General features: G+C 71.9%; 20 protein-coding genes. 14 read left to right on the forward strand and 6 right to left on the reverse strand.

The annotated features are described in order from the left end of the window. Nucleotides 1-23 precede the first annotated feature (23 nt). The 6 genes from AAH991_RS11445 to lipB all read left to right on the forward strand — a co-directional run bounded on the left by AAH991_RS11445 (nucleotide 24) and on the right by lipB (nucleotide 7,090). Nucleotides 24-1,532, forward strand: coding sequence for a leucyl aminopeptidase (locus AAH991_RS11445; RefSeq protein WP_346225742.1), 1,509 nt, complete (start codon nucleotides 24-26; stop codon nucleotides 1,530-1,532). 139 nt (nucleotides 1,533-1,671) lie between these two features. Beyond that, nucleotides 1,672-3,051: a dihydrolipoyl dehydrogenase gene (gene lpdA, locus AAH991_RS11450; protein WP_193202740.1), complete on the forward strand. Its 1,380-nt coding sequence runs from the start codon at nucleotides 1,672-1,674 to the stop codon at nucleotides 3,049-3,051. Nucleotides 3,052-3,084: 33 nt separating this feature from the next. Continuing rightward, on the forward strand, nucleotides 3,085-4,596 hold the full coding sequence (gene sucB / locus AAH991_RS11455) for a 2-oxoglutarate dehydrogenase, E2 component, dihydrolipoamide succinyltransferase (RefSeq protein WP_346225743.1): 1,512 nt from the start codon (nucleotides 3,085-3,087) through the stop codon (nucleotides 4,594-4,596). Nucleotides 4,597-4,750: 154 nt separating this feature from the next. Next, a complete protein-coding gene (locus AAH991_RS11460) occupies nucleotides 4,751-5,641 on the forward strand; it encodes a TIGR01777 family oxidoreductase (RefSeq protein WP_346225744.1) in 891 nt (296 codons plus the stop codon). Between the two features lie 34 nt (nucleotides 5,642-5,675). Next, entirely contained in the window at nucleotides 5,676-6,416 is a 741-nt protein-coding gene (locus AAH991_RS11465) for a Type 1 glutamine amidotransferase-like domain-containing protein (protein WP_346225745.1), read from the forward strand. 2 nt (nucleotides 6,417-6,418) lie between these two features. Further along, nucleotides 6,419-7,090, forward strand: coding sequence for a lipoyl(octanoyl) transferase LipB (gene lipB, locus AAH991_RS11470; RefSeq protein WP_346225746.1), 672 nt, complete (start codon nucleotides 6,419-6,421; stop codon nucleotides 7,088-7,090). 3 nt (nucleotides 7,091-7,093) lie between these two features. Here the strand turns inward: lipB and AAH991_RS11475 are convergent, their stop codons facing one another. Beyond that, the gene (locus AAH991_RS11475) at nucleotides 7,094-7,252 is read right to left on the reverse strand and encodes a hypothetical protein (protein WP_346225747.1); all 159 of its coding nucleotides are present in this window, start codon (nucleotides 7,250-7,252) and stop codon (nucleotides 7,094-7,096) included. Between the two features lie 238 nt (nucleotides 7,253-7,490). Here AAH991_RS11475 and AAH991_RS11480 point away from each other — a divergent pair, with 238 nt between their 5' ends. The 4 genes from AAH991_RS11480 to AAH991_RS11495 all read left to right on the forward strand — a co-directional run bounded on the left by AAH991_RS11480 (nucleotide 7,491) and on the right by AAH991_RS11495 (nucleotide 11,244). After that, nucleotides 7,491-8,663: a hypothetical protein gene (locus AAH991_RS11480; RefSeq protein ID WP_346225748.1), complete on the forward strand. Its 1,173-nt coding sequence runs from the start codon at nucleotides 7,491-7,493 to the stop codon at nucleotides 8,661-8,663. A gap of 135 nt (nucleotides 8,664-8,798) precedes the next feature. Continuing rightward, nucleotides 8,799-9,740 carry a lipoyl synthase gene (lipA, locus tag AAH991_RS11485; protein ID WP_346225749.1) on the forward strand — a complete coding sequence of 314 codons (942 nt, stop codon included), beginning with the start codon at nucleotides 8,799-8,801 and terminating at the stop codon, nucleotides 9,738-9,740. Between the two features lie 29 nt (nucleotides 9,741-9,769). Then, nucleotides 9,770-10,441: a DUF4191 domain-containing protein gene (locus AAH991_RS11490; protein ID WP_346225750.1), complete on the forward strand. Its 672-nt coding sequence runs from the start codon at nucleotides 9,770-9,772 to the stop codon at nucleotides 10,439-10,441. A gap of 5 nt (nucleotides 10,442-10,446) precedes the next feature. Beyond that, a complete protein-coding gene (locus AAH991_RS11495; protein ID WP_346225751.1) occupies nucleotides 10,447-11,244 on the forward strand; it encodes a class I SAM-dependent methyltransferase in 798 nt (265 codons plus the stop codon). A gap of 46 nt (nucleotides 11,245-11,290) precedes the next feature. Here AAH991_RS11495 and AAH991_RS11500 read toward each other — a convergent pair whose 3' ends face one another. The 4 genes from AAH991_RS11500 to AAH991_RS11515 all read right to left on the reverse strand — a co-directional run bounded on the left by AAH991_RS11500 (nucleotide 11,291) and on the right by AAH991_RS11515 (nucleotide 14,339). Next, entirely contained in the window at nucleotides 11,291-12,577 is a 1,287-nt protein-coding gene (locus AAH991_RS11500) for an ArsB/NhaD family transporter (protein ID WP_346225752.1), read from the reverse strand. A 263-nt stretch (nucleotides 12,578-12,840) separates the two neighbouring features. Continuing rightward, nucleotides 12,841-13,299: a CBS domain-containing protein gene (locus AAH991_RS11505; protein WP_346225753.1), complete on the reverse strand. Its 459-nt coding sequence runs from the start codon at nucleotides 13,297-13,299 to the stop codon at nucleotides 12,841-12,843. Nucleotides 13,300-13,343: 44 nt separating this feature from the next. Then, complete coding sequence (locus tag AAH991_RS11510; protein WP_346225754.1) at nucleotides 13,344-13,619, reverse strand: cation:proton antiporter regulatory subunit; 276 nt, start codon at nucleotides 13,617-13,619, stop codon at nucleotides 13,344-13,346. 33 nt (nucleotides 13,620-13,652) lie between these two features. Continuing rightward, the gene (locus AAH991_RS11515) at nucleotides 13,653-14,339 is read right to left on the reverse strand and encodes an SPFH domain-containing protein (RefSeq protein WP_346225755.1); all 687 of its coding nucleotides are present in this window, start codon (nucleotides 14,337-14,339) and stop codon (nucleotides 13,653-13,655) included. A gap of 173 nt (nucleotides 14,340-14,512) precedes the next feature. Between AAH991_RS11515 and AAH991_RS11520 the strand changes: the two genes are divergently transcribed. Both AAH991_RS11520 and AAH991_RS11525 read left to right on the forward strand, forming a co-directional pair. Next, entirely contained in the window at nucleotides 14,513-15,526 is a 1,014-nt protein-coding gene (locus AAH991_RS11520) for a HAMP domain-containing sensor histidine kinase (protein WP_346225756.1), read from the forward strand. Nucleotides 15,527-15,529: 3 nt separating this feature from the next. Beyond that, nucleotides 15,530-16,186: a response regulator gene (locus tag AAH991_RS11525; RefSeq protein WP_346225757.1), complete on the forward strand. Its 657-nt coding sequence runs from the start codon at nucleotides 15,530-15,532 to the stop codon at nucleotides 16,184-16,186. An 18-nt stretch (nucleotides 16,187-16,204) separates the two neighbouring features. Here the strand turns inward: AAH991_RS11525 and AAH991_RS11530 are convergent, their stop codons facing one another. Next, nucleotides 16,205-16,666 (reverse strand): RDD family protein, encoded by a 462-nt coding sequence (locus tag AAH991_RS11530; RefSeq protein WP_346225758.1) that lies wholly within the window; start codon nucleotides 16,664-16,666, stop codon nucleotides 16,205-16,207. A gap of 129 nt (nucleotides 16,667-16,795) precedes the next feature. Between AAH991_RS11530 and AAH991_RS11535 the strand changes: the two genes are divergently transcribed. Beyond that, entirely contained in the window at nucleotides 16,796-17,842 is a 1,047-nt protein-coding gene (locus AAH991_RS11535) for a hypothetical protein (protein WP_346225759.1), read from the forward strand. A 169-nt stretch (nucleotides 17,843-18,011) separates the two neighbouring features. Continuing rightward, nucleotides 18,012-19,436, forward strand: coding sequence for a type I glutamate--ammonia ligase (gene glnA / locus AAH991_RS11540; RefSeq protein ID WP_346225760.1), 1,425 nt, complete (start codon nucleotides 18,012-18,014; stop codon nucleotides 19,434-19,436). Nucleotides 19,437-19,516: the final 80 nt, after the last annotated feature.

A 19,516-nucleotide genomic window follows, 5' to 3' on the forward strand; every position in this document is an offset into this window, starting at 1 on the left:
AAGCCCAGCTAGCATCGGCTCACGTGACCACAGTGCGCATAAACGCATCTGACGCGGCCTCCATCGAGACCGGAGCTCTCATAATCGGCGTCCACACGACCCCGGAAGGTCCACGCCCGGCCCCGGGCGGCGAAGGCCTCGACCAGGCCCTGGACGGACGACTGGCCGAGATCCTCACCACGATGGGGTTCACCGGCAAGGCCGAGGAAGTCGTCAAGATCCCGACCCTCGGGGCGCTGCCGGCGCCCGTCGCCGTCGCCGTGGGCCTCGGCGACGCGCCCGAGGACGGCTACGACCTGGAATTCCTGCGCCGCGCGGCCGGAGCGGCCGTCCGCTCCCTCGCCGGGACGGCGTCCGCGGCGCTCGCCCTGCCCGCCCGCACGGCCGATGAGGCGGAGGCCGTCGCGCTGGGCGGTCTGCTGGGAGCCTACGACTTCACGCGGTACCGCACCGGCGGCGACCGCAAGGCTCCGGTCGGCGAGCTGACCGTCCTGTCCGGTGCCGCCGGGGCCGAGGAGGCCGCCGCGCACGCGACGGCGCTCGCCGACTCCGTCGCCCTCGTCCGCGACCTGGTGAACACGCCTCCGTCCGACCTGTGGCCCGCGCGCTTCGCCGAGATCGCCCAGGAGACCGGCGGCAAGGCCGGCCTCTCGGTGGAGGTCCTCGACGAGGTCAGGCTCAAGGAGGACGGCTACGGCGGGATCGTCGGCGTCGGCCAGGGCTCGGTCAATCCGCCGCGCCTGGTCCGCGTCGCCTACAGCCACCCCGAGGCCACCCGCAAGGTCGCCTTCGTCGGCAAGGGCATCACGTTCGACTCCGGCGGCCTGTCGCTCAAGCCCTCCGCCTCCATGGACTGGATGAAGTCCGACATGGGCGGCGCGGGAGCCGTGTTCGGCGCGCTCGTCGCGATCGCCCGGCTGGGCCTGCGCGTCAACGCGGTCGGCTATCTCTGCCTGGCCGAGAACATGCCCTCGGGAAGCGCCCAGCGCCCCTCCGACGTCCTGCACACCTACAGCGGCAGGACGGTCGAGGTGCTCGACACCGACGCCGAGGGCCGCCTGGTGCTGATCGACGGCATCGCCCGCGCCGCCCAGGACGAACCCGACGTGATCATCGACGTCGCCACCCTGACCGGCGCCCAGATCGTCGCGCTCGGCTGGCGTACGGCCGGCGTCATGGCCAACGACGACGCCCTCCGCGAGGAGGTCGTCCGCATCGCCGGCGAGCAGGGCGAGGGCGCCTGGGGCATGCCGCTGCCCGCCGAGCTGCGCAGGGGACTCGACTCCGCGGTCGCCGACATCGCCAACCTCCAGCCCGAGCGGTGGGGCAGCATGCTCGCCGCGGGCATCTTCCTGCGCGAGTTCGTGCCCGAGGGCGTCCGGTGGGCGCACATCGACATGGCCGGCCCGGCGTTCAACAAGGGCGAGCCGCACGGCTACACCCCCAAGGGCGGCACCGGCGCGATGACCCGCACGCTCGTCGCGGTCGCCGAGCGCTACGCGGGGAACGGCACGTCCGCGCAGGCTGTTTAAACAGGAAGACGGCCCCTGGGACGGCCTCGTCGCGGCGCGCCCGCGACGGGCCCCGGGCCGGGGCCACGATCTTCCGGGACAAGTGAAAAGATGCTGCCGGGTCCTTCCGGCGGTGTGAATACGACCAAGGAGCATTCCAGTGGCTGATGGCAGCGGCCCCTACGACATCGTCGTCCTAGGTGGCGGTAGCGGTGGATACGCCTGTGCCCTGCGGGCGGCCGAGCTCGGCATGAACGTCGTCCTCATCGAGAAGGACAAGGTCGGAGGCACCTGCCTGCACCGCGGCTGCATCCCCACCAAGGCGCTGCTGCACGCGGCCGAGCTGGCGGACCAGGCCCGCGAGGGCGAGTCGTTCGGCGTCCGCACCCGCCTGGAGGGCATCGACGTCCCCGGCGTCCACGCGTACAAGGACAAGGTGATCGGCGGCCTCTACAAGGGCCTGGCCGGGCTCATCAAGAGCAAGAAGATCACCGTGGTGGAGGGCGAGGGCCGCCTGGCCGGCCCCAACCGCGTCGTGGTCGGCGACCAGGTGTACGAGGGCCGCAACGTCGTGCTGGCGACCGGCTCGGTGCCGAAGTCGCTGCCCGGCCTGGACATCGACGGCGAGAAGGTGATCAGCAGCGACCACGCGCTGGTCCTCGACCGGGTCCCGTCCTCGGTCGTCATCCTGGGCGGCGGCGTCATCGGCGTCGAGTTCGCCAGCGTGTGGCGCTCGTTCGGCGCCGAGGTCACGATCGTCGAGGCGCTGCCGCACCTGCTGCCGCTGGAGGACGAGTCCAGCTCCAAGCTCCTGGAGCGCGCCTTCCGCCGCCGCGGGATCAAGTACGAGCTGGGCGCCAGGTTCGAGAGCGTCAAGACCACCGACACCGGGGTCGTCGTCTCCCTGGAGAACGGCAAGACCCTCGATGCCGAGATCATGCTCGTCGCCGTCGGCCGCGGCCCGGTCTCGGCCGGTCTCGGCTACGAGGAGAACGGCGTCGCGATGGAGCGCGGCTACGTGCTCGTCAACGAGTTCTGCCAGACCAGCGTGCCGGGCGTCTACGCCGTGGGCGATCTCATCCCCACCCTGCAGCTCGCCCACGTCGGCTTCGCCGAGGGCATCCTGGTCGCCGAGCACATCGCCGGGCTCAACCCGGTGCCGATCGACTACGACGGCGTGCCGCGCATCACCTACTCCGAGCCCGAGGTCGCGTCGGTGGGCATCGCCACGTCGGTCGCCCGCGAGCGCGGTCACGACGTCGTCGAGCTGAACTACAACCTCGCGGGCAACGGCAGGAGCAAGATCCTGCAGACTCAGGGCGAGGTCAAGGTCGTCGCCGAGCGCGACGGCCGGGTGCTCGGCGTCCACATGGTGGGCAGCCGGGTGGGCGAGCTGATCGCCGAGGCCCAGCTGATCTTCAACTGGGAGGCCACGGCCACCGACGTCGCCCAACTGATCCACCCGCACCCGACCCAGTCCGAGGCCCTCGGCGAGGCGATGCTGGCCCTGGCCGGCAAGCCGCTGCACGTCCACAACTGAAGCCCTCCTAGCGAACGCGAGAGAAGACACACCATGCCGGTCTCCGTAACCATGCCCCAGCTCGGCGAGAGCGTTACCGAGGGCACCGTCACCCGCTGGCTGAAGAAGGAAGGCGACCGCGTCGAGGCCGACGAGCCGCTCCTCGAGGTGTCGACCGACAAGGTCGACACCGAGATCCCTTCGCCGTCCGCGGGCTACCTGACCAAGATCATCGTGGCCGAGGACGAGACGGTCGAGGTCGGCGCCGAGCTGGCCCTGATCGACTCCGAGGCGGGCGCCGCTCCGGCCGCCGCCGAGCCCGCGGCTCCGGCCCCCGCTCCGCAGCCCGAGCCGGAGCCGGAGCCCGCTCCGGCCCCCTCGCAGGCGGCGGCGCCCGAGCCCGCTCCCGCCCAGCCCGCTGCGCCGATCTCGTCGATCCCGCAGCCCGCGCCCGCCGTGGTGACGCCGCAGCCGGCGCCCGCGCCCGCCCCGGCCCCGCAGGCTCCGGCTCAGCAGGCTCCGGCCCCGCAGCCGCAGGCGCCCGCCCAGGCCGCGCAGCCGAGCGAGCCGACCCCGCTGCCGTCGTCCGGTGAGAGCCCGTACGTCACGCCGCTGGTCCGCAAGCTCGCCGCCGAGCACGGCGTCGACCTCGACTCGTTGACCGGCACCGGCGTCGGCGGCCGGATCCGCAAGCAGGACGTGATCGAGGCCGCCCGCGTCCAGCGCGAGCAGGCCGCCGCCGCTGCCGCCGCTCCGGCGGCTCCGCAGGCGGCGCCCGCCCAGGCGCCCGCCGCCCCGGCCGCCGCCTCCGCCCCGGCGCCCGAGGTGAAGGCCGACACCACGCTGCGCGGCCGCACGGAGAAGATGTCGCGCCTGCGGCAGACCATCGCCAAGCGCATGGTCGAGTCGCTGCAGGTCTCGGCCCAGCTCACCACCGTGGTCGAGGTCGACGTCACCCGCATCGCCCGCCTGCGCGACCGGGCCAAGGGCGAGTTCCTGCGCCGTGAGGGCGTGAAGCTGTCGTTCATGCCGTTCTTCGCCCAGGCGGCGGTCGAGGCGCTCAAGCAGCACCCGAAGCTGAACGCCACGATCAACAGCGAGACCAACGAGGTCACCTACTTCGACGTCGAGCACCTGGGCTTCGCGACCGACACCGAGCGCGGCCTGCTCGTCCCGGTGATCAAGAACGCGGGCGACCTCAACATCGCCGGGCTCGCCCGTAAGATCGCCGACCTGGCCGAGCGCACCCGCACCAACAAGGTGAGCCCGGACGAGATCACCGGCGGCACGTTCACGCTGACCAACACCGGCAGCCGGGGCGCGCTGTTCGACACGCCGATCCTCAACCAGCCGCAGGTCGGCATGCTGGGCACCGGCGCGGTCGTCAAGCGCCCGGTCGTCGTGGACACCCCGGAGGGCGAGGTCATCGCGGTCCGCTCGATGGTGTACCTCGCGCTCAGCTACGACCACCGCCTGGTCGACGGCGCCGACGCGGCCCGCTTCCTCACGACGGTCAAGCACCGTCTCGAGGAGGGCCGCTTCGAGGCCCAGCTCGGCCTGGCGTAGCCGTACGCCCGGGATGCGGCGAAAGCCGTACGCCCGGACGCATCGGGGCCGTCCCGCGTTTCGCGGGGCGGCCCTCGCCGTCTCCGGCCGTCCCGGGTCTCCCCCCGCGGCGCGAACGATCCCGCGCTGGGGTAGTGATCTGTACGTGGACACGATGACGACAGTGGTGACGGGCTCCTCGGGACTGCTCGGAACGGCCCTGGTCGACGCGCTGCGCGCCGACGGGCACGAGGTGCGCCGCCTGGTGCGCCGCACTCCCGCCAGGCCGGACGAGCGCTTCTGGGACCCGGCGAACGGCGTGCTCGATCCGGGGGCGCTGGAGGGCGCGGACGCCGTCGTCCACCTGGCCGGCGCCGGGCTCGGCGACCGCCGGTGGTCCGAGGCGTACAAGCGGGAGCTGGTGGACAGCCGCGTCAGCGGCACGCGCACCCTCGCCGAGGCGCTGGCCCGCGCCGAGGGCGGGCCCCGGGTGCTGCTGTCGTCCTCCGCGATCGGCTTCTACGGCGACACCGGTGATCGCGAGGTGGACGAGTCCGCGCCGCCGGGCAGGGGCTTCCTGGCCGAGCTGGTGCGCGACTGGGAGGCCGCAACCGCGCCCGCCGGGGAGGCGGGCGTACGGGTGACGCCGCTGCGCTCGGGTGTCGTGCTCAGCGGCCGGGGCGGTGCGCTCGCCCGGATGCTCCCGATCTTCAAGATGGGCGCGGGGGCGGTGCTCGGCAGCGGCAGGCAGTACGTCTCGTGGATCTCGCTGCCCGACTGGGTGGACGCGGTCCGCTTCCTGCTCGCGCACGACCTGGCCGGTCCGGTGAACCTCACGGCCCCCGGACCGGTGACCAACGCCGAGTACACGGCCGCCCTGGCGAAGGCGCTGCGGCGCCCGACGATGCCGGTCCCCGCCCCGCGGTTCGCGCTGCGCCTGGCGCTCGGGGAGTTCGCGGAGGAGGCCCTGCTCGCCGGGCAGCGGGTGCTCCCCCGGCGGCTGCTCGACGCGGGCCACCGGTTCGCCCATCCCACCGTCGGCGAGGCGCTGGCCGCCGTACTCTGAAGAGTCATTGGATCCGGGAACGGGAGTGGTGGGCATGAGCCGCATCGGGCAGTCGCACATCGTCGCCATCGGGGGCGGGTCGTTCCGGCAGACCGAACGGTACGGCTTCATCGAGCCGACCGCGCTGCTGCGCTACGCCCTCGATCTGACCGGGCAGGACCGGCCCAAGCTCGGCCTGCTGGCCACCGCCACCGGCGACGACGCCGACTGGCTGCTCAAGATGTACGGCGCGTTCGCCCGCTGGGACGTCGAGGTGAGCCATCTGACGGTCTTCCCGATGCCCAACGTCGAGGACCCCCGCGAGTGGATCCTGGAGCAGGACGCCATCTACGTGAGCGGCGGCAGCGTCGCCAACCTCGCCGCGCTGTGGCGGCTGCACGGCCTGGACGAGGCGTTCGCCGAGGCGTGGCGGGCGGGGATCGTGCTGTCCGGCCAGAGCGCCGGGGCGCTGTGCTGGCACATCGGTGGCAACACCGACTCGTTCGGGCCGGCGCTGCGGCCCTGGGCCGAGGGTCTCGGCCTGCTCCCCTACTCCTGCGGCGTCCACTACAACTCCGACCCCCAGCGGCGGGCGCTGCTGCACGAGTCGGTCGCGTCGGGCGAGCTGCCCGAGGGATACGCCGCCGACGAGGGCGTGGCGCTGCACTACGTGGGCACGGAGTTCATCCAGGCCGTGACCATCGACCCCGAGGGGTACGCCTACCGGATCGAGCGGGACGGGCCCGGTGTCAAGGAGCTGCGTATCGAGCCCCGGCTGCTCACCTCTACGCTGTGAACGTGAAGGGCGATGGGAACGTGAAGGGCGTGGCCATCGTCCGCCTGGGTGTCGACGTTCCGTACGAGCAGGCCTGGACCCTGCAGCGGCGGCTGCACGCCCGGCGGGCGGCCGACGAGATCTCCGACCTGTGCCTCATGCTGGAGCACGCCCCCGTCTACACGGCGGGCAAGCGGACGCTGCCGCACGAGCGGCCGGTCGACGGCACGCCGGTGATCGACGTCGACCGGGGCGGAAAGATCACCTGGCATGGCCCGGGTCAGCTCGTCTGCTACCCCATCATCCGCATCGGCGACGTGGTCACCTACGTCCGGGCGCTGGAGGAGGTCCTGATCCAGGTCTGCGCCGACTTCGGGCTGACCGCGCGCCGGGTCGAGGGCGCCGGCGGGGTGTGGGTGCCCGGCGACCCCGCGCACGGGCTGCCCGACCGCAGGCTCGGCACGATCGGCATCCGGGTCTCCGGCGGGGTCACCATGCACGGCTTCGCGCTCAACTGCGTCAACGACCTGAGCTGGTACACCCGCATCACCGGCGACGACGCCGGAGTCACGTCGCTGTCGGCCGAGACCGGCCGGCGGATCACGGTCGACGAGGTCATCCCGTTCGCCGGCAAGCGCCTCGCCGAGGCCCTCGGCCAGGAGCCGTACGACCTGTACGAGGAGGACATCGCCTGACGGCTACGCGCCGCGGCCCTTCCGGCGGATCTCGATCTGGCGCATGTCGGTCACCGCGATCTGCAGGATCTCGTCCGGGTGGCCGTGCGCGTCCAGCGCGTCCAGTGCGGCCATCGCTCCCAGCGCGGCCTCGTCCTCGCCGTCGTCCGGCCCCGCGGGCACTGGCAGCGGAAGGTGAGGAGACAGCCGTCGTGCCAGGCGACCACGCGCGGCAGCGGATCGCCGGCGTCCGCGCCGGTCTCCTCGGCCGGCTCGGCCGCCCGCTCGTCGGTCATCCGGCGGCCGAGGTCCTCCGGCCCGGTGGTCAGCGTGGGGGCGGCCCGCATCATCTCCGGCACACGCCCGAATCCCGCGCTTTCAGGGTCTCGCCGAGGACGGCGGCCTCGGCGATACTCGCGGAATGGACGCCTCCGCACCCCCCGGCGAGCTGCGCACCGACCCGCTTCCCCGTGACGCCAGGAGACGGTTCCTCCGGCTCCGGGGCCGGCGGCTGGACCGGCCCGGCCCGGCCGCCCGGCTGCTCACCAGCGCCGTGTCGGCCGTCGTCCACGCGGTGACTGCCGCCATCCTGGCCGGCGGCGTCCTCATCATCGTCGGCTGGAAAGGCAACGTGATCGGCTGGCTGTGCGGCAGCGTGCCCATCGCCATCGCGATCTGGACCAGACCCCGGACGGTCCGGCTCCCGGACGGCGCCGAGGAGGTCACCAGGGCCGAGGCGCCGGCCCTGTTCGAGGCGGCCGACCGGATCGCCGGCGCGGCCGGGGCGGCGCCGCCCGCCGCGATCTACGTCCACGACCGCCTCTTCCAGTGCGCCTGCCTGCGGCCCGGGCTGCGACGGCGGCCCGTGTTGCTCGTCGGCCTCCCGCTGCTGCTCACCCTGACGCCGCGCGAGCGGGCCGGCATGCTCGGCGCGGAGCTCGCGCGCGACGTCAGCGGCGACCCCGGCCGGGGCCTGCTCGCCCCGTCGGCGCTCGCCACCACGGGGGAATGGCGGCACGCGCTGACGGGCGTGCGGGTGGACCGGTACCGCGACTTCGGCGATCCCCTGCTCGATGCGAGGAGCACCGTCCCGGGGGGCAGGATGGCGTCACAGGCGATCGGCAAGATCACCGGCTGGGTGCTGGTGTGGCCCCTGTTCCTCGCCGAACTCGTGCTGCGCCGGCTCGTCTCCGCCCAGTCGCAGCACGCCGTCTACTACGCCGACCAGGTCGCGGCCCGCGCCGTCTCGTCGCGGGCCGTCGCCGAGTACGTCGACGCCCTCACCACGGCGGAAAGCCGCCTCACCCCCGTCATGGCGGCCGCCAGGCGCGGGGAGACGGCCGAGGAGATCCGCCGCGCCGTGCTCTCCAGGGACGCCTCCCCCGGCCTCGTGGCCGCGCGCAGGCAGGACTCCCTCGCCGAGCAGACGAGCCGGCAGCCGGAGCCGCCGACGGCACTGCGGGCCGTCCTGCTCGAATCGGCCGGCGTCGAGGACGGCACGGTGGGCCTCGGCCCGGGCGAGTCGGACCGGATCGACGCCGAGCTGTCGCGTCACCTCGCCCGCACGGTCCGGGAGCTGTCCCGGATCACCTGAAGGCAGGTAATAAGCTGGGTTCGTGAACGAGCGTTCCGACAGGCACGCAGGCCCGCGTACGGCGCCGGGCCCCGTGCCCCCGCTCGGACCCCGGGCCCGCGGACCGCTGCCGCGGAGTGCTGCGAAGGATGTCGCATGACCGTCGCTCCTGAAGGCCGAAAGCTCCTCCGCCTGGAGGTGCGCAACAGCCAGACCCCCATCGAGAAGAAGCCGCCGTGGATCAAGACGCGGCTGCGCAACGGCCCCAACTTCAACGAGATCAAGTCGTTGGTCAAGGGCGCCGGGCTGCACACGGTGTGCCAGGAGGCGGGCTGTCCCAACATCTCCGAGTGCTGGGAGGACCGCGAGGCGACCTTCCTCATCGGCGGCGACCAGTGCACGCGGCGCTGCGACTTCTGCCAGATCGACACGGGCAAGCCCGCCGAGTACGACAGGGACGAGCCGCGCCGCGTCGCCGAGTCGGTGCGCCAGATGGGCCTGCGCTACGCCACGGTGACCGGCGTCGCCCGTGACGACCTGCCCGACGGCGGCTCCTGGCTGTACGCGGAGACCGCCCGGCAGATCCACGAGGCGGTCCCCGGCTGCGGCGTCGAGCTGCTGGTGCCGGACTTCAACGGCGACCGCGGCCAGCTCGAGGAGGTCTTCTCCAGCAGGCCCGAGGTCTTCGCGCACAACATCGAGACCGTGCCCCGGATCTTCAAGCGGATCCGGCCGGCGTTCCGCTACGAGCGCTCCCTTGGGGTCATCACCATGGCCCGCGAGGCGGGCCTCGTCACCAAGTCGAACCTCATCCTCGGCATGGGCGAGGAGCGCGAGGAGATCACCCAGGCGCTGCGCGACCTCCACGAGGCCGGCTGCGACCTGGTGACGATCACGCAGTACCTGCGTCCGACCCCGCGTCACCACCCGGTGGACCGCTGGGTCAAGCCCGAGGAGTTCGTGGAACTCCAGCAGGAGGCCGAGGAGATCGGCTTCGCCGGCGTCATGTCCGGCCCGCTCGTGCGCTCGTCCTACCGGGCCGGCCGCCTCTACCAGCAGGCCGTCGCCGCCCGCGTTGGCGAGTCTCGTTTTCATTAAGTCAGCTCGACGTTTGTATCCTTCACACCATGGCGAAAGACGCAGCGTCTCCGGGGCGCCTCAAGCAGCTCCGGATGGTCGCACAGATCATTCAGCAGGCGAACCCCAAGGGTATGCCGATCGTCTACGCGTCGGCTCTGGGCACGCTCGTCCTGTTCATCGTCCTTGGCGTGATCTTCGGCTGGACGTGGATCGTGTTCGGCGTCTTCGCCGCCGTCCTGGTCGGGATGATCGTCTTCAGCCGCTTCGCGCAGCGGTCGCAGTACTCGTTGCTCCACGGCCAGCCGGGGGCGACGTACGCGATCCTGCAGAGCCTGCGCGGCACCTGGTACGTCGAGGAGAAGCCGGTCGCGGTCAACCGCGACCAGGACCTCGTCTTCCGGGTCGTCGGATATCCGGGGGTCATCCTCGTCTCCGAGGGCCCGCCCAGCCGGGTGCAGCGCATGCTCGTCGCGGAGAAGAAGCGCGTGCAGCGGGTCGCGGTCGACGTGCCCGTCTACGACATCCAGTGCGGTGACGCGGAGGGCCAGGTCCCCCTGGCCAAGCTGCAGCGGCACGTGATGAAGCTGCCCCGCAACCTGAAGAAGGGCGCGGTGTCCGAGGTCAACAACCGGATGCGCGCGCTCACCCCGGCCATGCCGCTGCCGAAGGGCCCCATTCCCAAGGGCGCCCGGATGCCGCGCGGCCCGAAGATGCGCTGACGGCGTTGGATCTCGTGGGCAGGCGGCCGGTCTCCCGGTCGCAGACCTCCCGGGCCAACCGGGGCTGGTGGGACGGCGCGGCCGACGAGTACCAGGCCGAGCACGGCGGCTTCCTGCGCGACGACGGCTTCGTGTGGTGCCCCGAGGGGCTGGACGAGGCCGACGCCCGGCTGCTGGGCGACGTGACGGGGCGCCGGGTCCTGGAGATCGGCTGCGGCGCCGGCCAGTGCGGCCGGTGGCTGCTGGGGCGCGGCGCGGCGGTCGCCGCCGTCGACCTGTCCTACCGGCAGTTGCAGCACTCCCGGCGGATCGACATGTCCGCCGGGGTGACCCTGCCCGTCGTCCAGGCCGACGCCGAGACACTGCCGTTCGCCGACCGGTCGTTCGACCTCGCGTGCTCGGCCTACGGCGCGCTGCCGTTCGTGGCCGACGCCGGGGCGGTGCTGGCCGAGGTGCGGCGCGTGCTGCGGCCGGGCGGCCGGTTCGTGTTCTCCGTCAGCCACCCCGTCCGGTGGGCCTTCCCCGACGATCCGGGCCCGCGCGGCCTGACCGCCGACCGCCCCTACTTCGACCGCTCGCCGTACGTGGAGTTCGGCGACGACGGCGAGCCGTCGTACGTGGAGCACCACCGGACGATGGGCGACTGGGTGGGCCTGATCGCCGCCTCCGGCCTCGTGCTGACCGGGCTGACCGAGCCGGAGTGGCCGCCGGGTCACGACCGCACGTGGGGCGGCTGGAGTCCGCTGCGCGGGCGCCTGCTGCCCGGCACAGCGATCTTCCAGTGCGTGCGGGCCGCGTCGTAGGACCCGGCGAAGGGCGGCTTCGTGTTCCCCGGCCCGCTCGCATGCGTCAGGCGAAGTAACGCAGCCAGACGTACACCCAGGCCATCGTGATGCTCAGCGCGGTGACGAGGATGCCGTACCTGGTGAACTGCCAGAAGCCGATGCGGTGGCCGGTGCGGGCGGCGATGCCGATGGCGACGACGTTGGCGCTGGCCGCCACCGCGGTGCCGTTGCCGCTGAAGTCGGCCCCCAGGGCGAAGGACCACCACAGCGCCTGCCCTGTCTGCGCGTCGGGGGCCTGGGCGACCATCTCCTCGACGACGGGCACCATCGTGGCGACGTAGGGGATGTTGTCGAAGAACGCGCCGAGCACGCCGGAGCCGAACAGCAGCGCCGTGGCCGCGAGGAAGTAGTCGTCACCGAGCGCGCCGACGGCCCAGCCGCCGATCGTCGCGATGACACCGGTGTTCACCAGCCCGGCGACCATAACGAACAGGCCCATGAAGAAGACCAGCGTGCTCCACTCGACCTCACGCAGGACGTCGGACACGTCGGTGCGGGACACCAGCAGCATCACCCCGGCGCCCACCAGGGCGACGATCGACGGCTCCACGTGCACCACGGCGTGCAGGCAGAATCCGGCGACCACCCCGCCGAGCACGATCATGCACCGCACGAGCAGGCGCGGGTCGGTGATCGCCCGCCGTTCCTGCAGCGCCATCACCGCCTCGACCCGCTCGGGGTCGTAGCGGAACGACGTGCGGAAGAGCACCCGGGTCAGCAGCACGAACACCACGAAGATGACGACCACGATCGGCGCCATGTGGATCAGGAAGTCGTTGAACGTCAGCCCGGCGCGGCTGCCGATGATGATGTTGGGCGGGTCGCCGATGAGTGTCGCCGCCCCGCCGATGTTGGACGCGAGGACCTCGGCGATGAGGTACGGCTGGGCCGGGACGCGGAGCCGGTCGCAGACCACCACGGTGACCGGTGCGACGAGCATGATCGTCGTGACGTTGTCCAGGAACGGCGAGGCGACCGCGGTGATGACCATCAGCATGACCATGAGCCGGTACGGCCGGCCCTTGGATTTCTTCGCCGCCCAGATGGCGAGGTAGTCGAAGACCCCCGTCTGCTTGACGATCCCGACAATGATCATCATGCCGAGCAGCAGGAAGACGACGTTCCAGTCGATGCCCGCGGTCTCGGAGAAGAACACCTCGTCGCCGGGGATCAGCCCCAGGACGGCCATCGCGCCGGCGGCGACGAGGACCACCTTGACCTTGTGCACCTTCTCCGACGCGATGAAGACGAAGGCCGCCAGGAAGATCGAGAAGGAGACGACCGCGCTCACGTGCGGCGCCCCGGGGGTCCGGCGACGAGCGTACGGCGGGCGGAGTTCCGGCACGGCGTGCGGATGGGACGGCGCCGCGACGACGGCATGGTGAAGCGGTGAATGATCAGACCTCCGGATCAGGGAAATGCCGCAGAACGCGACGCGAACGGACGCGACGCGATCCGCGGCCGAAGAGAACGGGCGGCCCGCGACTCACCTGTGGCGGTCACTCGGAGCGCCGGACTGAGGGTGCGGGGCGGCCCGCGACGTGTTCGCGGCGGTCACTCACCCGGCGGGACGAGCGCCAGGCTGGTGAGCAGCCGCTCCAAAGTGATCGCCCCGGCCAGGGTGCCGTCGGGGCCGACGACCGCGGCGATGGGACTGCGCAGCCGCGTCATGAGGGCGGCCACTTCGAGCAGGGTCGCGTCGAGGGACACCGTCACCGGCCTGGGCGGCTGGGACGGCAGGCAGTCTCCCACCGTTATGCCGGCCAGTTCCTGCCAGAAACGGTCGGCGTGGGCCTCGTCGATGGCCCGGGCGAGCGCCGGGTCCTCCTGGTAGGCGCCGGGAACCGCGAGACGCAGGACCTGCGTGCCGGGAAGCACCCATCCCGGCCGTCCCCCGTCGTCCACGACGATCAACCCGGGCATCCGGTTCAGCACCATGATCCGTACGGCCCGGGCGACGGAGTCGTGGACGGTCACCGTCGGCAGGTTCACAACGACATCGCGCGCTTGCATCAGGGCATCACATCGATCGGGGAGGCGGACGGTTTCGGTCGTGGTCATCGGGCCGCCTCCACGAACTCGGCGAAGCGGCGTTCCAGATGGGCGAGCCGATCGAGGACGGGCCTGCTGTGCAGGATGTCGGCGAGCTGGTCGGCCTCGCGCTGGTCCAGGGTGATCGCCTGCAGCGGCGTGTCGGGCTCCGCGGAGTCGTAGACGAGAAGCCGGCGACGGCCGGACTTCTCCACGAGCACGCCGAAGCGCTGCCCGTCGCGGGTGACGCACTGGTGCACCACGGTCGCGACGCCGGGCAGGGTGGCGCGGGTCACGTCCATCTCAGCTACCTCCGATCGGTGACAGGGCCGGGATCAGGTCCCGTTCCGCGCCTGTTCCACACGGGCCTGTTCCACACGGGCCTGTTCCACACGGGCCTGTTCCACACGGGCCTGTTCCACACGGGCCTGTTCCACACGGGCCTGTTCCGCACGGGCCGCGTAGCCCTCGGCCCAGCGGACGAGGTCGGCCTTGAGCCGCACCTCGACGCGGTGCAGGTCGATGACGGCCACCTCGACGCCCCACTCGCGGGTGCGGCGGCTGATCCTCGCCGACAGGTCGCGCAGGCTCTCCCCGGTCGGCTGCGCCAGCTCCACCAGGTCGCGCTCCGCGACGTGGGCGCGGATCTCCGCCTCCGTGGCCGCGAGGGTGGCCGGTTCCGACAGGCCGGGGTCCAGGGCGTACGCGGCCGGATCCCGCACGGACGCCAGCCCGGTGCCGTTCACGGTCACCGCGACGCCGTCCGCGGTCACGGCGTCGAGCCACAGCAAATCGAGAAGAGCCGGGCCCAGCGGGACGCGTACGGCGCGGTCGGCACCCGGCAGCACGGCGGCGAGGCCGGGCTCCTTGACCGCGGCGAGGCAGCCGAATCGGAACACCACCAGTCGTTCTCCCTCCTTGACGACGCGGAGCGCGGCGACGGCCGACACGACCAGCAGCACTCCGGCCGCGACCGCCCACGCGGCGAGCGGCGCCTGGGAACCGAGGCCCGCCGGCGTCATCGCGCCCCCTCTCCGTCCCGTCGTCTCCTGTGGCTCCAGTCTTCGAGACGGCGCGGGCCACCACCATCGGGTGCGGCACCCATATCGGGAGAGGTATGACATGTAGACAGGCCCGCGCGATGGGGGGCAGCCCGCATGGACAGCGGCGTACGAGAACGAGCAGGCTGTGAGCCGTGAACGAGCGCACCGACCCCCAGACCGGCCGAGCGGCGGCCCGGGCGCGGCACCCGGCCCGCGCCCTGTTCTGGCGGCTGTTCGCGATCAACGGGCTGGTCTTCACCGTCGGGACGTTCGTGCTCGCGCTCTCCCCCGCCACGGTGTCCTCACCGGTCCTGCTCGCCGAGGTCCCGGTCCTGACCGTGGGGCTGGCCCTGATCATCACGGCCAACGCGCTGCTGATCCGCAAGAGCCTGGCCCCACTCGGCGCCCTCACCACCCTCATGCGGCGGGTCGACCTGCTGAGGGGCGGCGACCGGCTCACCGACAGCGGCAACGGCGATCTCGCCCAGCTGATCGCCACGTTCAACGAGATGCTCGAACGTCTCGAAGCCGAGCGCAGCGCCAGCAGCGCGTACGCGCTGGCCGCGCAGGAGGGGGAACGGCGCAGGATCGCACGCGAGCTGCACGACGAGATCGGCCAGAGCCTCACGGTGGCCCTGCTGTCGCTCAAGCGCGTCGTCGACCGGGCGCCCGAGGAGCTCCGGGAGGAGCTGTGCTCCGCGCAGGAGACGGTCCGGGCCAGCCTGGACGAGGTACGGCAGGTCGCCAGACGGCTGCGGCCCGGAGTCCTGGAGGACCTCGGCCTGCACAGTGCGCTGAGCGCGCTGAGCAGCGATTTCTCGCAGGCGAGCGGGATCGCGATCACCCGTGAGGTGGACCCCGCCCTGCCCGCTCTCAGCGGCGAGGTCGAACTCGTCCTCTACCGGATCGCGCAGGAGGGGTTGACGAACGTGGCCAGGCACTCGCGGGCCCGCCACGCGGAGCTGTCACTGACGCAGAAAAAGGGACAGCTCACGCTGCGCATCGCCGACGACGGGCGCGGGGGCGTCCACAAGGAGGGCGCCGGGATCCGCGGCATGCGCGAGCGCGCCCTTCTCATCGGCGCCCGGCTGACCGTCGACTCCCCGCCCGGCGGCGGCACCGACGTACGTCTGGTCGTACCCCCACACGCGGTGAAGGAGAGCTGATCCGTGGGAACCCCCAGAACCCGCATCCTGCTGGCCGACGACCACGCGCTGGTCCGGCGCGGGCTGCGGCTGATCCTCGACGCGGAGCCCGATCTCGAGGTGGTCGCCGAGGCCGCCGACGGCGCCGAGGCGGTCGAGGCCGTCCGAGCGGCGGAGATCGACCTCGCCATCCTCGACATCGCGATGCCCCGGATGACCGGGATCCAGGCGGCGCGCGAGATCTCACGGCTCGCGCCCCACGTCCGGATACTGATCCTGTCGATGTACGACAACGAGCAGTACTTCTTCGAGGCGCTCAAGGCCGGCGCGTCGGGCTACGTGCTCAAGTCGGTCGCCGACCAGGACCTCCTGGAGGCCTGCCGGGCGGCGATGCGCGGGGAGCCCTTCCTCTACCCGGGCGCGGTCACCGCCCTCATCCGCGACTACCTCCAGCGTGCCCGGCAGGGCGAGCGCATGCCGGACAGCATCCTGACGCCGCGGGAGGAGGAGATCGTCAAGCTCATCGCCGAGGGCAACTCGGCCAAGGAGATCGCGGAGACGCTCTTCATCAGCGTGAAGACCGTGGACAGGCACCGCGCGAACATCCTGCAGAAGCTCGGCATGCGCGACCGGCTCGAACTGACCCGTTACGCCATCCGCGCCGGCCTCGTCGAACCCTGACCGGGGCCTGCCGCGATGTCAGAGGTTGACCACGACCGTGCCGGCCGCACGGTCGTGCAGGCCGCGCCGGTCGCGGTCCCAGATCAGCGCGGGCACGGCGAGGCACAGCAGCAGCGTGCGGACCAGCACGCCGAGGAGGCGCGGCCGCCCGCCGTCGAGCCCGGCCACGCGGATGCCGAACAGGCGCATCCCCAGTGTCATGCCGATCGTGCCGAGGAGCAGGACGTACTCCGCGGCGAAGACCCCGAGGCCGACCGCGCCGAGGTCGTTGCCCTGCACGCGCAGCAGGCCCCCGGCGATGGCCCAGGTGCACACCAGCCAGTCGACGACGACGGCGCCGATCCTGCGCCCCCACCCGGCGACCGCCCCGGGACCCTGCTCGGGCAGGCCGAGGCGCTCCCCCGGGTAGCCCAGGTCCACCCCGGCGGCCCGCGGGCCCCCGAGCCAGGTCTGCGTCCAACGCGGCTGCCGGTCACTCATGGTTTCCCAGCGTATCGGGGAGGGTCACCGGTCTGGCGTCCGGCCGCGAAGCCGGAGATCATGGGCAGGCCATCGCATGAAATCCCGGTATGGTGAGTCGCTTCCGACCTGAGCGTTTTGGAGGGAACCGTGCGGCCGGCGGACCCCGATGACATCGACGCGCGCTTCGAGGCGCTGGTCGCGCAGTTCGACGAGGACGAGATCCGGCGGATGACCGCCGCGGCCGGGACCGCCGCGTTCTCGCCGGCACGGCGGCGCCGTCCGGCCGCGCTGGCGGTGATCGCGGGCCTGGTCGTGCTTCTGGGACTCGTCGTCGTCCTGCGGCCCGACGTCCTGGAAAGGCTCGGCGTCGTCCGCCCGTCCGCCGGAGGCGGTGAGGACGTGGTCGTCTCCGGCCCGGTGGTCGCCCGGCCCGGGCCCGTGCTCACGCCGATCCCGGACGGCGAGGAGGGCCTGTTCGACCACGGGCCGGTCCCGGCGCCGTCCGCCGGCCCCTTCGCCGGCACCCCCGCCACCGGGTACGCCGACGGCGAGCAGGGACTGGTCATGCCCGCGGCGCAGGCGATCGGCGGGCTCACCGAGGAGGAGGTCGGCCGGGCCCTGCTGCGCGTACGGCGGCTGCTGTCGGCCGCGCACCTCGACCCGGCCACGGTGCGGGGCGAGCGCCCGGAGGCGTTCGCCCGCCTGCTGCATCCCCGGCAACGCGAGGCGTTCCTGCGCCGCCTCGACGACGGCGGCCCCACCGGCACCCGGTCCTGGTTGTTCAGCCTCGCCCCAGGCGCGGCCGAGCCGGTCGGAGACGTCGTGAAGGTCTCCGGCGAGACGACGCTCGCCAAGAGGGCCGGCGGAGGCGTCACGATCACGGCGGACTACCTGTTCGTCCACCCGGTCAGCCGCCCCGGCGCGCCCCTGGTCGTGGCGAGGGTGGTCGAGCACCACAGGAGCGAGTTCTCCGCGTACCGGGAGGACGGCAAGCTCGTCGTCTGGCTGGCCACGGATAATTCGGCCCTCTTCGGCGCCAATTGCGACGCGCATGACGGTTTCGTGCATCCGCGATTCCCCGGCGACCCCCAGGGAGCGCGGCCGTCCGGCGAGCCCGTCGATCCCTACGACCGCGTCTCCGGCCTCTCCGGCGTTTCCGGCGGACCGCGCTGTCCGGCCGCGTTGGGCACCTGACCTGCGGGAAAGCCGTACGATGGGAAGCGGGGAACGGCGGGCCGACGTTATCGCCGCGACCGCCCGGGTAGCGCTTTCCCTTAACACGCGCGAAACAGTCGAGACACGGGGCGGAAACGGCACCGGCCTACTTTCGGGTTGCTAGCCCATGCCCCTGGGAGGTTCGAGAGTGTTCAACTCCGCCGATGACGTCCTCAAGTTCATCCGGGACGAGGGTGTGCAGTTCGTCGACGTCAGGTTCACGGACCTGCCGGGGACGACGCACCACTTCACCTTCCCGTCCGAGAACTTCGGCCCGAATGTCTTCACCGACGGCCTCATGTTCGACGGCTCGTCGATCCGCGGGTTCCAGGCCATCCACGAGTCGGACATGCTCCTGCTGCCCGACCCGACGACGGCCGTGCTCGACCCGTTCCGTCAGCACAAGACGCTGAACATCAACTTCTTCGTGCACGACCCGCTGACCGGCGAAGCCTACAGCCGCGACCCGCGCAACGTCGCCCGCAAGGCCGAGGAGTACCTCAAGGGCACCGGCATCGCGGACACCGTGTTCTTCGGCCCCGAGGCCGAGTTCTACATCTTCGACGACGTCCGCTTCGAGACCCGCGCCAACGCCGGCTACTACTACATCGACTCCATCGAGGGCGCCTGGAACACCGGCAAGGCCTCCGAGGGCGGCAACCTGGGATACAAGCCCCGGTACAAGGGCGGCTACTTCCCGGTCCCGCCGATGGACCACTTCACCGACCTGCGCTCGCAGATGGTCCGCAACCTCATCGACGCCGGCATCGAGACCGAGATGCAGCACCACGAGGTGGGCACCGCCGGCCAGGCCGAGATCGACTTCAGGTTCGGCACGCTGCTCGAGACGGCCGACAAGCTGATGCTGTACAAGTACATCATCAAGAGCACGGCCATCCAGGCGGGCCGTACGGTCACGTTCATGCCCAAGCCGATCTTCGGTGACAACGGCTCCGGCATGCACTGCCACCAGTCGCTCTGGAAGGACGGCGAGCCGCTGTTCTACGACGAGGTCGGGTACGCCGGTCTGTCGGACATGGCCCGCTACTACATCGGCGGCCTGCTCAAGCACGCCCCGTCGCTGCTGGCCTTCACCAACCCGACGGTGAACTCCTACCACCGCCTGGTCCCCGGCTACGAGGCCCCGGTCAACCTGGTCTACTCCCAGCGCAACCGCTCGGCCTGCGTCCGCATCCCGATCACGGGCTCGAACCCGAAGGCCAAGCGCATCGAGTTCCGCGTGCCGGACCCGTCCTGCAACCCGTACTTCGCCTTCGCCGCCATGCTCATGGCCGGCATCGACGGCATCCGCAACAAGATCGAGCCGCCGGAGCCGGTCGACAAGGACCTGTACGAGCTGCCGCCGGAGGAGGCCCGCAACATCCCGCAGGTGCCGGGCTCGCTGGAGAAGGTGCTCGACGCCCTCGAGGCCGACCACGACTACCTGCTCGAGGGCGGCGTGTTCACGCCGGACCTCATCGAGACCTGGATCGCCTACAAGCGCGAGAACGAGGTCGACCCGATCCGTCTCCGCCCGCACCCGCACGAGTTCGAGCTCTACTACGACGTGTAACCGGCGACCGCGCGGTGCGCCGCACGTCGTGGAATCGGAAGCCCGTGGGAAGGTCCTGCACCTTGCCGCGGGCTTTCCGC

Source organism: Microbispora sp. ZYX-F-249 (genome assembly GCF_039649665.1).
Classification (GTDB): domain Bacteria; phylum Actinomycetota; class Actinomycetes; order Streptosporangiales; family Streptosporangiaceae; genus Microbispora; species Microbispora maris.

What these genes read in the sequence shown, in the direction of transcription:
- sucB (WP_346225743.1), top strand. Translation starts at nt 3,085, where the DNA reads ATGCCGGTCTCCGTAACCATGCCCCAGCTCGGCGAGAGCGTTACCGAG.
- AAH991_RS11460 (WP_346225744.1), top strand. Translation starts at nt 4,751, where the DNA reads ATGACGACAGTGGTGACGGGCTCCTCGGGACTGCTCGGAACGGCCCTG.
- AAH991_RS11465 (WP_346225745.1), top strand. Translation starts at nt 5,676, where the DNA reads ATGAGCCGCATCGGGCAGTCGCACATCGTCGCCATCGGGGGCGGGTCG.
- AAH991_RS11480 (WP_346225748.1), top strand. Translation starts at nt 7,491, where the DNA reads ATGGACGCCTCCGCACCCCCCGGCGAGCTGCGCACCGACCCGCTTCCC.
- lipA (WP_346225749.1), top strand. Translation starts at nt 8,799, where the DNA reads ATGACCGTCGCTCCTGAAGGCCGAAAGCTCCTCCGCCTGGAGGTGCGC.
- AAH991_RS11490 (WP_346225750.1), top strand. Translation starts at nt 9,770, where the DNA reads ATGGCGAAAGACGCAGCGTCTCCGGGGCGCCTCAAGCAGCTCCGGATG.
- AAH991_RS11505 (WP_346225753.1), bottom strand. Translation starts at nt 13,299, where the DNA reads ATGCAAGCGCGCGATGTCGTTGTGAACCTGCCGACGGTGACCGTCCAC.
- AAH991_RS11510 (WP_346225754.1), bottom strand. Translation starts at nt 13,619, where the DNA reads ATGGACGTGACCCGCGCCACCCTGCCCGGCGTCGCGACCGTGGTGCAC.
- AAH991_RS11515 (WP_346225755.1), bottom strand. Translation starts at nt 14,339, where the DNA reads ATGACGCCGGCGGGCCTCGGTTCCCAGGCGCCGCTCGCCGCGTGGGCG.
- AAH991_RS11530 (WP_346225758.1), bottom strand. Translation starts at nt 16,666, where the DNA reads ATGAGTGACCGGCAGCCGCGTTGGACGCAGACCTGGCTCGGGGGCCCG.